The following is a 14,264-nucleotide window of genomic DNA, read 5'->3' as shown; positions in this document are numbered from 1 at the left end:
AGCTTTTCGCGAAGAGCTTCGCGGCTGAAGCCGCTCCTACAAGGGGCCGGGGCTTGTGGCATGCGATTTTCGGCGGGCCTGCGTTATGCTCCCGGCCATGAGCCTGCCTGCCCAGCCGCGCATCGCCTTCCTCGCCAGTTCGACGCCCGAGGCCCAGGCGGCCAAACAGGGTTTCGCCAAGGTCTTCGGCGACTGCCCGCCGGAGGACGCCGACGTGCTGTGCGTGCTCGGCGGCGACGGCTTCATGCTGCACACGCTGCACCGCCACGGCGCGCTGGGCAAACCGGTGTACGGCATGAAGCTGGGCACCGTGGGCTTCCTGATGAACCAGCACCGGCCCGAGAGCCTGGTGGAGCGCCTGCACGCGGCCGAGGCGGCCGTGCTGCGGCCGCTGGAAATGACCGCCACCAGCGAATCCGGCGCCACGGTTCGGCTGCTGGCCTACAACGAGGTGTCGATGCTGCGGCAGACGCGGCAGACGGCGCACCTGCGCATCTCGCTCAATGGCCAGGTGCGGCTCGAGGAGCTGGTCTGCGACGGCGTGCTGGTGGCCACCCCGGCCGGCAGCACGGCCTACAACTTCTCCGCCCACGGCCCGATCCTGCCGCTGGGTTCGCAGGTGGTGGCGCTCACGCCCATCGCCGCCTTCCGGCCCCGGCGCTGGCGCGGCGCGCTGCTGCGCTCCGACACCGTGGTGCGCATCGAGGTGCTCGACGGCCACAAGCGCCCGGTCAGCGCCACCGCCGATTCGCACGAGGTGCGCGACGTGGCCGAGATCGAGGTGCGGGAGGCCGGCGAGCGCACCGTCACCCTGCTGTTCGACCCCGAGCACAACCTCGAGGAACGCATCCTCAACGAGCAGTTCACCACCTAAGGCGCGTCGCGCCCGGTGAGACTGCGACCGGCCATAATGCCGCCATGAGCCCGCTCTCCCAGCCCCCCGAAACGCCCGCCCAGCGCCTGGTGGTGGCCATCACCGCCCGGGCGCTGTTCGACCTCGAGGACAGCCACGCGCTGTTCCAGGCCAGCGGCCTGGAGGCCTACGCCGAGTTCCAGCGCAGCCGGGAAAAGGAAGTGCTGGCGCCGGGCATCGCCTTCCCGCTGGTGCAGAAGCTGCTGGCGCTCAACGCCGGCGCGCCGCCGGAAGCCCCGCGGGTGGAGGTGGTGCTGCTCTCGCGCAATTCCTCCGACACCGGCCTGCGCATCTTCAACTCCATCCGCCACTACGGCCTGGGCATCGTGCGCGCGGTGTTCACCAGCGGCGCCGAGGTCTGGCCCTACATCCGGCCCTTCGGCGCCCAGCTGTTCCTGTCGGCCAACCCGAACTCGGTGCGCAGCGCGCTCGAACACGGCGTGGCCGCGGCCACCATCCTGCCGTCCAAGGCGCCGGAGCACCGGCACGACCAGCTGCGCATCGCCTTCGACGGCGACGCGGTAATCTTCGGCGACGAGTCCGAGCGCGTGTCGCAGCAGGACGGCTTGGCCGCCTTCCACCACAACGAGGCCACCCGCGCCGGCGAACCGCTCTCGGGCGGGCCGTTCCGCGGCTTCCTGGCCGCGCTGCACGAGCTGCAGCAGGCCTTCCCGCCGGGCGAGGCCTCGCCGCTGCGCACGGCCCTGGTCACGGCGCGTTCGGCGCCGGCCCACGAGCGCGTCATCCTCACCCTGCGCGAGTGGGGCGTGCGCCTGGACGAGGCCATGTTCCTGGGCGGCCGCGACAAGGGTCCGTTCCTGGAAACCTTCGGCGCCGACATCTTCTTCGACGACTCCCGCCACAACGTCGAAAACGCCCGCCGCCACGTCGCCACCGGCCACGTGCCCTACGGCGTCACCAACGAAGGCTAGGCGGCGGCCGGCGCCGGGCGCCGCAGCGCGTACACGCCCCAGGCCAGCGCGGTCACCGCCGCGCCCAGCGCGAAGGCCAGCGGGCCGCCACCGGCGCTTTCCCAGGCCAGCGCCGCCAGGCCCGCGCCCAGCACGCCGCCCACGCCGGAACTGAAGCCGTAGAGCAGGCTCTGGCCCGCCGCCGCGCGCCGGCCCGGGAAATAGTCCGAGATCAGCCGCATGCAGCAGGCGTGGAAGGTGGCGAAGCTCAGCGCGTGCGTGGCCTGGGCCAGCGCCATCACCGCGAACGATTCGGCGAACGCCGCCACCAGCGCCCAGCGCAGCACCGTCACGCCCAGGCAGGCCATCAGCAGCGGCCCGGCGCCGAAGCGGGCGATCAGCCGCGGCGCCTGCCAGAACATCATGATTTCGATGAGCACGCCGATGGCCCAGAGCGCGCCGATGGCCGCGCCCGAATGCCCGGCCGCCTGCAGGTGCAGGGTGTAGAACACGTAGAAGGGCCCGAAGCCCACCTGCATCAGCAGCGCCACCAGCAGGAAGCGGCGCACGCCGGGGCGCTTGAACAGGTGCCCGGCCTCGGCCACGCCCGGCGCGGTTTCCGGCGGCTTGTCGCCACGGTGCGGCCAGGCCGCGGCCACCATGCCCGCGAACAAAGGCAGCACCAGCCACGGGAACCAGGTGGCGCCGACGCGGTCCATCAGCGCGCCGTAGCTGCCGGCCACACACAGGAAGCCGATCGAGCCCCAGACCCGCAGCCGGCCGTAGAGCTCCGGGCGCGGGCCCAGCGCGGTCAGCGTCATCGCCTCGAACTGCGGCATCACCGCGTTGTAGAACAGGCCGAACACCGCCATCACCGCCAGCAGCGGCCAGGCCTGTTCGGTGAACAGGAAGCCGGCGAAGCAGAGCAGGGTGGCCACGCAGGCGGCGAAGAACCATTCGCCCGGCCGCGCGCTGCGGCCCGTGAGCGCCGCCCAGGCCGGCGGGGCGATGATGCGCGTGCCGTACCACAGCCCCAGCATGCCGCCGACCACGAAACCGCCGTGACCCAGCGCGTCCACCCAGCGGCCGATGTAGGGCGTGTAGGCGCCCAACGCGGCGTAATAGAAGAAATAGAAAACCGCGTAGCGGCGCAGCGAAGGGTCCATCGGGGGCGGCCAAAAAAGAAAGGCCGGACCCGAAGGCCCGGCCCCTCCATCATCGCCGGTTTGGCCGGCGGCCGGAACTACCGCTCCAGCCGGCGCTCGCGCACCGGGGCCGGGCGGCCCGCCTCGCGCAGGGCCAGCTCACGGGTGTCGAGCGTGCCCAGACGCACCTGGTCCTTCAGTTCCAGGAAACGCAGCTCGTAGGGCGCGCCGTAACCCGCCGGCAGCTTGTCCGGGCCGAAGGCCAGGTCGAGCTTGCGCTGGCCGGGATCGAGCCAGTTCGCCGAGTGCGCCACCGCTACCGGTTCGGCCAGCCCCGAGGGGCCGGTGGCGAACAGGGTGGCGCGCACTTCGTAGCGGCCCGGGGCCGCCACCTGCACCGGCAGGCTGAAGCGCAGCGCCGCCGGGTCGAAGGCGTAGCCGCCGCCAAGCCTGGCGGTGGGGCGGCTCACCTCGATGGCGGTGCGGGCATCGCGCTGCACCAGGCCGTCCTTCGCCTGGCCGCCGGCGAAGAGCTGCACCTCCCACAGGCCCGGCGCCGGGTCGGCATCGAAAGGCACCTGCGCCGTGGCCTTTTCGCCGGCGAACACCAGCGGGTAGGCCTGGCCCGAGGGCGAGACCAGCTGGCCCTCGAGCTGGCCGCCGCCGATCTTCGCCTCGCCCTGGCGCAGCTGGGCCGCGACCTCGACCACCTCGCCGGCCAGCAGGCGGGCGCGCTGGGCCTGGGCCTTGAGCACCACGTCGCTGTTGGGCTCGTACACGTGCACCAGGTAGCGGCCGCCGGCCTTGGGCATCTGCAGCTGGAAGCGGCCCTGGCCGAGCCGCTCGTCGAGCTGCACGATGGCCGAACCGTCCGGCACATCCATGCCGGCTTCCTGCAGCTGCTTGGCGTTGGCGCGCTGCTGGAACGAGCGCGGCTCGTCGATCAGCCGGCCGTCCTTGAACACGCGCAGCTCGGCCGGCTCGACGGCGCCGGATTTCTCCATCGCCACCGGGCTGATGCGGATGAGCGCACCGGGCGCGGTGGTGTCGATGGCGACACCGGCCTTCATCTCGCCGGCCTCGACCACGTCCCAGTACTCGCGGCTCTCGGCGATGAAGGGCGCCGGCGTTTCCAGCGCGGCCTTCGGGTCCAGCGCCCAGGCGAAGGACACCGGCTGGCGTTCGAACTCACCGGCGGGCAGGGGCGCGGCCCGCAGCTGCGACGGCGACTGGTCGTTGGCGCCGGGCGGCAGCAGGGTGCCGGCGTGGGCGGTGGTGGCCAGGGCCAGGCCCACCAGGCAGGACATCAGGGTCTTTTTCATGGCTCAGCTCCCCATGTCCGTGCGGAGGATGGTGTCGAGGCCGAAGCAGGCGCGACGGCTCTGGTTGTGGCTCAGCGGCTCGGAGCCGCGCATGCGCGCCTTGTCCTGGAACCACACGGTGCCGGCGGCGGACTGGCTGGAGCAGTTGAGGAAGCCGTCGGAGCAGGAGGCCAGCCAGTTCTGCGTGGTCTCCAGGCCGACGTTCTCGGCGTAGCCGCCGCAGTAGCTGTCGGAATCCCAGATCGCCGAGTCCACGTCGGTTCCGACGACGCTGCGGAAGGTCTTGGGCAGGGCCGGGCGGCCGCTGGTGCCGTAGAGGTAGTTGGCGTTGTAACTGGCCATCCAACTGGTCTGCTGCATGCGCACGGCGTCGTTCTGGTAGCCGAGCAGCCAGCCCAGCGCGCCTTCGAACACGTTGCCGCTGATCACCGCGTCGGCCAGCGGCGTGCCGGCGGACGAGGGCGCCAGCGCGTTCACCCGCACCGTCTTGGCGATGATGTTCGGGTAGCGGCTGTCCCAGGTGGGGTTGGACATGATCCAGCGCATGACGTTGCCGCCATTGCTGTGGGTGATCACGATCAGGCGGGTGATGCCCTTGCCGTTGATGAAGGTCGTCAGCTGGCCGGCCAGGCAGCCGGCGGCCGCGCTGTCCCACATGTACTTGGTGAAGTCGCAGTTGATGACGACGTAGTTGGCCGAATTCGGCAGGCCGCCGCGCACGTTGTTGACGAAGGTGGACGTCCAGTAGTCGGCGGTGGCGTTGGTCTGCTTGCCCGTGCCGTGTACGAAGGCCACGCCGGTGTTCGCGTTGCACACGCTTGAAGCGGCTGCGAGGGCAGCCAAGAGTAGATAGCGCACGATCCCTCCCCAGGAATTCGATGCGAAACGCGGTTCCCCGTCCTTGCGTCGCCACGTCCGGTGGAAACCGGCGCTCCCCTGCGCCGGCGTATGGCCGTTCACACTACGGCCAAATCCGTGATGGTCAACACATTTCGATGCTGCAATGCGGCAGCGTACGGCCGTTCAGGCTGAACCGGGTACAGGTGCGCTGTCGGGCTGTCCGGATTGGTAGCGTTGCGCTGTCAGAACTCGAGGTCGAGCGCGGCGCACAGGTAGTCCACCAGCGGCGCCAGGCCGGTGAAGCCGGCCACCACCGCCTGGCGCAGGCGCGGGCCGAGCACGGTGGCGTCTTCCAGGGCTTCGCCGGCGGTGAAGTCCTTGCGCTTGAGGTCTTCGATCAGCGGGTGGTCGGCGGGGAAGCCGCGGGGCGGGCGGGTCAGGGTGTCGCCCCACATTTCGAAGCGCCGCTTGAACGCGGGCTTCTGCACCACGGCCTGCCAGCCGGCGGGGTTGTCGACCAGGAAGTTGCGGATCTTGCGCTGCACGTCGGGCTCGGGGTGCCAGATGCCACCGCCCAGGAAGCAGTTTCCCGGCTGCACGTGCAGGTAGAACGAGGGCGCCGGCACCTGCTTGCTGCGGGCATGGAAAAAACGCGCGCCGCCCCAGGTCTTGTAGGGCGTCTTGTCGTTGGAGAAGCGGGTGTCGCGGTTGATGCGGAAGATCGAGCCGCCGGTGCCGCGCGGGTCGGCGCGGTAGTGCGGGCTGATCGCCAGCAGGTCCGGGGCCAGGTCGGCCACCAGGCGCTGGAAGGGTTCCTTCAGGTGCTGCTCGTACTCGCCGCGGTGCTCGTTGAACCACTCGCGGCTGTTGTTGCGCGCCAGCGCGCGCAGGAACCTGAAAGTCTTGTCGCTGAAGTAGGCACTCATGCCAGGGATCGCTCCAGGTCGCGGCCCCAGGCCTCCAGGGCGTCCAGCCAGGCCTGCCGGGGGCCGGGTTCGTTCTCGGCCCGCAGTGTGGCGATCTCGGCGTAATACGTCGTGAAGTCGTATTCGCTGAGCGTGGTCCCGGACAGGCGCGTGCGGCGGTAGTCGTCCCAGCGCGCGCGTTCATCGGCGCCCAGGGCCTCGGGCCAGTTGCGGGCCTTGTAGCGGAACAGCAGCTCGGCGAATCGCGGCTCGTCGAAGCGCGGGCCGTACCCGTCGAGTTCGGCCAGCGGGGCGCTGCGCACGCGCGGGAACAGGCGCTTGTCGGCGTCGGAGGGGAAACCGTCGTACAGCGCGGCGTCCGCGTCGGCCGGTTCGCGCGTGGGTTCGGCGGCGAACACCTGGCGCACGCGCTCGGCCAGGCCCGGGGTTTCGCGCAGGGCGGCGGCGCGGGCCAGGCAGGCCTCGCGGTCGATGCCCAGGCGTTCGAAATCGGCCTCGCGCAGGTGCGCCAGCGGCAGCAGCACCGGGCACTTGTTGGTGTGCACTTCCTTGAGCGGGATGCGCGTTTCGCCCTCGGGCAGGTCGGCCGCCGGCGTGTACAGACGGTCGGCGATCTCGTCCGGCGCCAGCGCGGTCCAGCGCGCCGGGTCCTCGTCCAGCCCGCAGACGATGACCCGCGATTCGATGCGCGGGTGCCGCGCGATGGGCGCCACCAGCGCCGCGCAGTGCCGGCTGGCCGGGTAGCGCGAGGAGATGTGCAGCAGCGGCGTCATGTTCGCCACGTCGAGCAGGGCGCCCACCTTGCGCTTGTCGCGCAGGGCGAAGGCGTAGTCCCAGAGCCGCGGCTGGGCCGCCTTGAACTTGCGGGCCAGGCCGATCAGCGCGCGTACGTCGCTGAGCGCCTCGTGGGCGTCGCCCTCGCGCACGCCGTTGGCCTCGGCCAGGTGCTCGAGCTTGAAGCTGGGGGCGCCATCGTCGCGCTGGGGCCATGCCAGGCCCTCGGGGCGCAGGGCCTCGGCCAGGCGCAGGACGTCCAGCAGGTCCCAGCGCGAATTGCCGTTGCGCCATTCGCGCTCGTAGGCGTCGTAGAAGTTGCGGTACAGGCCGAAGCGCACGAACTCGTCGTCGAAGCGGATCGAGTTGTAGCCCACCGCGCAGGTGCCGGGCTGGCTGAGCTCCTCGTGCAGGCGCGCCATGAACTCGGCTTCGCGCAGGCCCTCGGCCAGCGCGCGCTGGGGCGTGATGCCGGTGATCATCGTGGCGCCGGGCGAGGGCAGCAGGTCGAGCGCCGGCTGGCAGAACAGGCTGACCGGCTCCCCGACCGGATTCAGATCGAGGTCGGTGCGGATGGCCGCGAACTGCGCGATGCGGGTGCGGCGCGGGTCGCGGCCGAAGGTCTCGAGGTCGTACCAGAGCAGGCTGGGGGTCATCCGAGCGGCGCCAGGCGCGCGAGCACCGCGGCGTCGGCGGCGGCCAGGTCCACCTCGTCCAGGCGCGACAGGCCGCGCGTGGCCTGCACCAGGATCTCGCGCTGCACCTTGCCGCGCCCGAAGGCGGTGGCGTAGGGCGTGCGCAGGAAGCTCACCATGGAATAGCGCGGCACGAAACGGCCCGGGTGGCGCTCGGCCAGCACCCGCTCCAGCGCGCGCTGGAGCAGGAAGTCGGCGTCGTCCACGCGGTCGCGCATCTCGACGTAGTTCTCCAACGCCATGGCCTGGATGGCCTCGGCGTTCGGCCGGCGCTCGGCCTCGAAGGCCTCGAACGCGGCGCCGAAATCGGCCGCCCCGGCGATGTGCTGGTCCAGCGCCACGCAGTCCTCGAAGGCGCAGTTCATGCCCTGGCCGTGGAAGGGCACCATGGCGTGGGCGGCGTCGCCCAGCAGCACGGCGCGGTCGTCCAGGCGCCAGTTCGACAGCCGCAGCGTGCCCAGGCCGCTGGTGGGGTTGTTGGTCCAGTCGGCGTCGAAGTCGGGGATCAGCGGCAGCGCGTCGGCGAAGTCGCGCTCGAAGAAGGCGCGCGCGGCGTGCACGTCGGGCAGGGTGGCGAAGCTGGGCTCGCCCTCGTTGGGCAGGAACAGCGTGACCGTGAAGGTGCGCTCGGTGTTGGGCAGGGCGATGCACATGTAGCCGCCGCGCGGCCAGATGTGCAGGGCGTTGCCCTCGATGCGGAAGCCCCCGTCGGCGGCCGGCGGGATCTCGAGTTCCTTGTAGCCGTGGCCCAGCGGCTCGAAACGTTCGCCCAGCGCCACCAGCGGTGCCATGGCCGCGCGCAGGCCCGAGCCGGCGCCGTCGCAGCCCAGCAGCACGGTGAAGTCGTGCTCGCGGCGCACGCGGTCGTGGTCGTTGGTGAAGCGGGCGCGGCGGGCGTCGAAGTCGACGCTTTCCAGGCGCTGGTTGAAGTGCAGGCGCGCGCCAGCGGCTTCCGCGGCGTCAAGCATGGCCACGTTGAGCCGGCCGCGGTGCACCGACCAGATCACCTCGCTGTCGTCGCGGCCGTAGCGCAGCAGCTGCGACTCGCCACCCAGCGGGTGCACCATGCGGCCGCGCATCATCACCGCCTGCGCCATCACCGCGTCCTGCAGGCCGGCCAGGCGCAGCGCATGCAGGCCGCGTTCGGCCAGCGCCAGGTTGATCGAACGGCCGCCCTCGTAGCCGCGCGCTCGCGGGTCGGGGCGCTTTTCGAACACGTCCACCGACCAGCCGCGCCGGGCCAGCAGGGTGGCCAGCAGGGCACCGGCGAGGCCGGCGCCGACGATCGTCAGGGGTTTGGATGGCGTCACAAGGGCGATCGAACAGGTTGGAACAGAGCCCGATTCTGGGCTATTTTCCTGGTCAGGTCATCACTGCGGCCGCTTGTTTTGGTGCGCCCCTGTTTGGCGCCCGGGCTGGCCGGTCCCGAGGAAATCCGATGCTGAATATGCTCATGGCAGCGCGGGTTTGCCCCGCGCTGCAAAGCTTGGCCTTGGTGGCTGCCGTGGTGGTGGGGGCGCCGCAGGCGCGCGCCAGCACGGGGTCCGACACCTCCGATGCCGTGCCAGGGCTGTTCTTCTCCACGGCCGAGTCACGACTTCGCGAACTCGACTCGGATTCGCGGGAATTTCTGGTGGTCCTGCAGTCGACCATCCCCGCGCCCGCCGACATCCGCTTTTCGGTCCGGTCCTCGGACCTGTCCGCTCGTGCCGGAGAGGACTACGAAGCCATCGACCAGGTCGGCCTGGTGCTGCCCGCAGGCCAGGCCTACGCCTACATTCCGGTCAGGCTCTTCGGCGACCTGGACGTCGAAGACGACGAGCGCTTCCGGCTGACCTTCTACGACATCCAGGGAGCCACTCCCACGACGCTGGAAAGGGACGTGGTCATCCTCACGGATGACGGCCCGAGCGCTCCCCCCCGGTTGAGGGTCGAGGATGTGACGGTCGCCGAAGGCGACGTGGAGCCCGCGGTCGCCGCCTTTACCGTCCGGCTGGACAAGCCGTGGAACGCACCGGTGCGGTTCTCCGCCAGCGCCAGGCGCAGCGGCCCCAGTGGGTCGAGCGCGCAGGGAGGCGTGGACTACCTGCCGATGCAGGTCCAGGTCGAGATTCCGCCGGGTGCCACCACGGCGACCGTCGGGGTCCCCGTGTCCTCCGATCTCCGCCACGAGCGCGACGAGACCTTCGGCCTGTCGGTCAGCGATGTCTCCGGTGCCATGGCCGACCGGTCCCTGGGGGTCGCCACCATCCTGGACAACGATCCCGAACTGCATCGCTCCGGACTGCAAGACGATCGATTCGAAATCGAGATGGGCAGCGGCGCCACGGCGCTGGAGGTGCTGGCGAACGACGATCTCGGTCCTGTACCCGCTGGTGGACGGACGCTCAGCGTGCTCCGGCCACCGGTACTCGGCAGCGCGTCGGCGGTCGGGGAGACCCTCCGCTACACGCTGGCGGCAGGCGCATCCGGCTCCGACCGGCTGATCTACGAGCTCTGCAACGCCGGCGGCAACTGCCGGCAAGCGCACGTCGAGATCCTGATCCGGCCCTCGCTTCAAGTCGAGACCACGACGGCCGGTGGCGGCTTCATCGATGTCGGTGTGCGGGCCCACAAGGACATGTCGGCGCTGGGATACGTGGCTTCGCCCTTCCGATACGCGTACTTCAGCGGAATATTCCAGGGCCGGGTGCAGATCGACCAGAACCCGCCGGACCTCTGGGGAAGCACTCCGTGGAATGCGCGGGGCGACACGACCGTGTGGGACGGATCCTTCCACGACTACGCCCCTTCGACCCCCTCGGCGGGTCCGTGGCGGGTCGTGATCGAAGCAGCGGGTGAACTGGGAGATGTCGACCTGTACGTCGGTTATGGCCCGGCCACCGAGGCAGGCCCCCACAACCTGCTCTGCAGCTCGGCCATGACGCAGGGCACCGACAAGGAGCGCTGCGAAATCACCCTGGACCTCGCCCGGGGCACGGGCAGCACCCAGTACTGGGTGATGGCCGTCAACCGCTTTCTCGGGGATCAGAACGTGCTGTTCGATGGCACGGGGGTGCCGCTCGAGGTGGACCATCGGCAGCTGGCTGCGACGGGTCCGGTGGTCGTCAAGGCAGGGGAGCACTTCCCCGTCCGTGTGAGCTGGATCGACCAGTTGTTGCCCGGCGAGGACGGCACCGCCTTCGTGACAATCTACGACGGCGACGAGCGCATCGGTGATTTCCCCGTCCGGGTGGCCCGCCCGGCCGAAGCCCTCACCTTCCTGCCGCAGCCGTTGGAGAGTGGCCTCGAGCACGAGGCCGTCATCTACAGCGGCCGCAAGCACGAGGGCTTTTTCCTGGATGTTCCGGCGGGAGCCAGCAGGCTCAGCGTAAACCTGGACGCCGGCGGAAATGGCTTGGGCTTCCACGTGGCCCGACGCGACTTCGATGGCGGGCCAGTGGTCGCTGGCACCCCGCCGCCCTCTGAGGCGATCTACTCGGATCTCGATCCTTCCTACAGCAAGTCCTGGGAGCTAAGCGGGCCCCAGCTCGTCCCTGGCCGCTACCACTTCACGCTCGTCAACAGCAGTTCGACGACGCTGTATGGATTCCTTACGGCGACGATTGAAAGCACCAGCCCCGTCGTTCGGCCGGGCAGCTATTTCAACCCCGCACGCGGTGGCCATGGTGTCTTCCTTTATCCTGCCGGCAGCGTTTGGGCCGGCCTCTGGTACACCTATCTGCAGGACGGCTCGGCGACCTGGTACTACCTGCAGGGCGATGCCCCGGGCGGCGATGGCTTGTGGAAGGGCGCAATCTATCGGGCGGCGTGGTATGGCACCCACAATCGGCTGACGCCGGTGGGCTGGGCCCAGGTGACACCCACCGCGGCAGACGCCTTCCAGTTCACATACACGCTCGATGGCGAATCCGGCTCCGAACCGATGCAGGCCCTGGGGCGGGGCTGCCCGGGCCTCGCCGGCCTGCCCGTGGATGCCAGCGGCCACTGGTTCAATCCGGCGCGGGCAGGCACCGGTTACAGCGTGCAGCTGTTCCCGAACTACGAGTACTACGCGGCCTTCGTCTATGACGGCCGCGGCGTGCCGCGATTCCTCTCTGCCGAGCGAAACGGATTCGGCGACGCCCAGGCCAGTCTGGATCTGTGGCAGCTCAGCGGCGATTGCCCGCTGTGCGAGCGCACCGGGCCGCCGGTACGGCATACGGTGGGCGTGCTGGGACGGCGCTTCGCGGCGGGGCGGCTTGCCTCCGTCAGTCTCGACGCGGTGTATGCGCAGGGTGTCCCCGGAGCGTGGAGTGCGGACGAGGAGGTAACGCCCCTGGGGGCCTCGCAAGGGTGCGCACCCTGATCCACAGGGCGCCCCCGACCGGCGCTACGCTGAGGTGTCGTGGACGCCATTGCGACCCGCACGTCCTGCCTCATACGTCGCCCGGTGGGCGGAACCTCATGCCGCCGGGCCTGTGCTTCCGCTCCAGCATTCCACCGCGGCGATGAACTGGCGCACGTCGCTGAAGCGGTTGTACAGCGGCACCGGCGAGATGCGGATCACGTCGGGCTCGCGCCAGTCGCCGACGATGCCCTGGGCCACCAGGTGTTCGAACAGCGCCCGGCCCTGGTCGCGGCCGCCGCGCACGCGCAGCGAGAGCTGGCAGCCGCGGCGTTCGGGTTCGGAAGGCGTGACGATTTCCAGCACGTGCGGCAGGCGCGCCAGCACCAGCGCCTCGAGGTAGGCGGTGAGCTTTTCCGACTTGGCGCGCAGCGCCGGCAGGCCGGCGCGGCCGAACAGCTCCAGCGACACCCGCAGCGGCGCCAGCGCCAGGATCGGCGGGTTGCTCAGCTGCCAGCCGTCGGCGCCGGGCGTGGGCACGAATTCCGGGCCCATCTTGAAGCGCGTGGCCTGGTCGTGGCCCCACCAGCCGGCGAAACGCGGCAGGTCGGCGCGGGCGTGGCGCTCGTGCACGACGGCGCCGGCGACGGCGCCGGGGCCGGAGTTGAGGTACTTGTAGCTGCACCAGGCGGCGAAATCGGCGCCGCTGTCGTGCAGGGCCAGCGGCAGGTTGCCGGCGGCGTGCGCCAGGTCGAAGCCCACCCGGCAGCCGCGCGCCTGCGCCAGCCGGGTGATGGCCGCCAGGTCGAAGGCCTGGCCGGTGCGGTACTGCACGCCCGGCCACAGCACCAGGGCGATGCGGTGGCCGTGTTCGCCCAGCACGCGGTCGATGGCGGCTAGGGAAATGGTGCCGTTGGGCTCGTCGGGCTCGAGTTCGATCAGGTCGCGGGCCGGGTCGAAGCCGTGGAAGCGGATCTGCGCGGCCACCGCATGGCGGTCGGAGGGAAACGCGCCGGCTTCGATCAGGATGGCCGGGCGCTCCGCCGTGGGCCGGTAGAAGCTCACCATCAGCAGGTGCAGGTTGGCGGTGAGCGAATTCATCGCCACCACTTCCGAAGGCAGCGCGCCGGCGATGTGCGCCAGGCCCTCGCGCACTTCGTTGTGGTAGGGCATCCAGGGGTGGCGGCCGTGGAAATGCGCCTCCACGCCCAGCGCGGCCCAGTCGTCGAGCTCCTGCAGCAGCGCGTCGCGCACGCCACGCGGCTGCAGGCCGAGCGAGTTGCCGCAGAAATACGCCTGTTCGCCGCTGCCGTGGCGCGGCAGCAGGAACTCGTCGCGGAAGTGGCGCAGCGGGTCGGCGGCGTCCAGCGCCTCCGCCGGGACGTCGTGCAGCGACTCGCTCATTCGAACCTCGCGTGGGGCAGGCCGAGCCATTCCAGCGCGGTGCCGTGGTAGAGCCGGGCCTGTTCGGCGGGCGGCAGGCCCAGCGCGGCGATGCCGGCGCCGGGCTCCTGCTCGCCGAGCGGGAAGGGGTAGTCGGTACCCAGCATCACCCGCGAGGTGCCGACCGTGTCGAGCAGGTAGCGCAGCGCGCGGTTGTCCGCCACCCAGCTGTCGAAGTACAGCTGGTCGAGGTACTTGCGCGGGTTGTGCGGGTTGTCGGTGGCCACCAGGTCGGGGCGCATGTTGAAGCCGTGCTCGATGCGGCCGATGGTGTAGGGGAAGCTGCCGCCGCCGTGGGCCAGGCAGACCTTCAGGCGCGGGAAGCGCTCGAGCACGCCGCCGAAGATCAGCGCGCAGGCGGCGCGGCTCTGCTCGGCCGGCATGCCCACCAGCCAGGGCATCCAGTACTTGGGCATCGACTCGGCGCCCATCATGTCCCAGGGGTGCACCAGGATGGCCGCGCCCAGGTCCTGCGCGGCCTCGAAGAAGGGCTGCAGCTCGGGCGCGTCGAGGTTCCATTCGCCGATGTGCGAACCGATCTGCACGCCCTGCAGGCCCAGCTGCTCCATGCAGCGCTCGAGCTCCTGGATGGCCAGGCGCGGCGACTGCATGGGCACGGTGCCGATGCCGGCGTAGTGGCGGCGGTGCTCGCGGCAGGCCTCGGCCATGTGGTCGTTCAGGGCCTGGTGCAGCTCCAGCGCGTGCTGGGCCTTGGCCCAGTAGCTGAACATCACCGGCACGGTGCTGATCACCTGCACCTGCACGCCGAACTTGGCGTAGTCGGCGATGCGCTCGCGCGGGTCCCAGGTCTTGGACCAGATCTCGCGGAAGAACTTGCCGTCCTTGTAGATGCGCGCCCGGCCGTCCTCGTGGTGGATCACCGGGAAGCGGGCGTCGCCATACTTCTCGGCCAGGTTCGGCCAGGTGCGGGGCAGGTAGTGGGCGTGGGTGTCGATCTTGAGCATGGG

Annotated in this window: 11 protein-coding genes; 3 read left to right on the top strand and 8 right to left on the bottom strand. The window is 70.6% G+C overall.

Annotated features, from left to right (window positions below; all coding sequences use genetic code 11):
• The first annotated feature begins 97 nt into the window (after positions 1 to 97).
• Both ACE3Q2_RS11240 and ACE3Q2_RS11235 read left to right on the top strand, forming a co-directional pair.
• Positions 98 to 874, top strand: coding sequence for an NAD kinase (locus ACE3Q2_RS11240; RefSeq protein ID WP_231694038.1), 777 nt, complete (start codon positions 98 to 100; stop codon positions 872 to 874).
• Positions 875 to 918: 44 nt separating this feature from the next.
• A complete protein-coding gene (locus ACE3Q2_RS11235; RefSeq protein ID WP_374474067.1) occupies positions 919 to 1,845 on the top strand; it encodes a 5'-nucleotidase in 927 nt (308 codons plus the stop codon).
• On the opposite strand, the gene ACE3Q2_RS11230 is transcribed toward ACE3Q2_RS11235, so the two are convergent.
• From ACE3Q2_RS11230 to ACE3Q2_RS11205, 6 genes are all read right to left on the bottom strand, one after another.
• Complete coding sequence (locus tag ACE3Q2_RS11230; protein WP_231694036.1) at positions 1,842 to 2,990, bottom strand: MFS transporter; 1,149 nt, start codon at positions 2,988 to 2,990, stop codon at positions 1,842 to 1,844. The two genes, ACE3Q2_RS11235 and ACE3Q2_RS11230, sit on opposite strands and share 4 nt — an antisense overlap.
• Before the next feature lie 77 nt (positions 2,991 to 3,067).
• Positions 3,068 to 4,291 (bottom strand): DUF4785 domain-containing protein, encoded by a 1,224-nt coding sequence (locus ACE3Q2_RS11225; RefSeq protein WP_374474066.1) that lies wholly within the window; start codon positions 4,289 to 4,291, stop codon positions 3,068 to 3,070.
• A gap of 3 nt (positions 4,292 to 4,294) precedes the next feature.
• Positions 4,295 to 5,152, bottom strand: coding sequence for a hypothetical protein (locus ACE3Q2_RS11220; RefSeq protein ID WP_374474068.1), 858 nt, complete (start codon positions 5,150 to 5,152; stop codon positions 4,295 to 4,297).
• A gap of 221 nt (positions 5,153 to 5,373) precedes the next feature.
• On the bottom strand, positions 5,374 to 6,057 hold the full coding sequence (locus ACE3Q2_RS11215) for a DUF2461 domain-containing protein (RefSeq protein WP_374474065.1): 684 nt from the start codon (positions 6,055 to 6,057) through the stop codon (positions 5,374 to 5,376).
• Positions 6,054 to 7,487: an exodeoxyribonuclease I gene (gene sbcB, locus ACE3Q2_RS11210; RefSeq protein ID WP_231694032.1), complete on the bottom strand. Its 1,434-nt coding sequence runs from the start codon at positions 7,485 to 7,487 to the stop codon at positions 6,054 to 6,056. The genes ACE3Q2_RS11215 and sbcB overlap by 4 nt, the downstream gene beginning before the upstream one ends.
• Positions 7,484 to 8,836 carry an NAD(P)/FAD-dependent oxidoreductase gene (locus tag ACE3Q2_RS11205; RefSeq protein ID WP_231694031.1) on the bottom strand — a complete coding sequence of 451 codons (1,353 nt, stop codon included), beginning with the start codon at positions 8,834 to 8,836 and terminating at the stop codon, positions 7,484 to 7,486. The genes sbcB and ACE3Q2_RS11205 overlap by 4 nt, the downstream gene beginning before the upstream one ends.
• Positions 8,837 to 8,964: 128 nt before the next feature.
• Here ACE3Q2_RS11205 and ACE3Q2_RS11200 point away from each other — a divergent pair, with 128 nt between their 5' ends.
• On the top strand, positions 8,965 to 11,874 hold the full coding sequence (locus tag ACE3Q2_RS11200; RefSeq protein ID WP_374474063.1) for a Calx-beta domain-containing protein: 2,910 nt from the start codon (positions 8,965 to 8,967) through the stop codon (positions 11,872 to 11,874).
• Positions 11,875 to 11,970: 96 nt separating this feature from the next.
• On the opposite strand, the gene kynU is transcribed toward ACE3Q2_RS11200, so the two are convergent.
• Together kynU and ACE3Q2_RS11190 are read right to left on the bottom strand one after the other, a co-directional pair.
• Positions 11,971 to 13,257, bottom strand: coding sequence for a kynureninase (kynU, locus tag ACE3Q2_RS11195; protein ID WP_374474061.1), 1,287 nt, complete (start codon positions 13,255 to 13,257; stop codon positions 11,971 to 11,973).
• The gene (locus ACE3Q2_RS11190; protein WP_231694028.1) at positions 13,254 to 14,261 is read right to left on the bottom strand and encodes an amidohydrolase family protein; all 1,008 of its coding nucleotides are present in this window, start codon (positions 14,259 to 14,261) and stop codon (positions 13,254 to 13,256) included. The genes kynU and ACE3Q2_RS11190 overlap by 4 nt, the downstream gene beginning before the upstream one ends.
• Between the last annotated feature and the right edge of the window lie 3 nt (positions 14,262 to 14,264).

Source organism: Arenimonas sp., assembly GCF_041913985.1.
Taxonomy (GTDB): domain Bacteria; phylum Pseudomonadota; class Gammaproteobacteria; order Xanthomonadales; family Xanthomonadaceae; genus Arenimonas.
The sequence above is the reverse complement of the archived record's forward strand: the minus strand, read 5'-3'. Positions and strand labels throughout refer to the sequence as shown.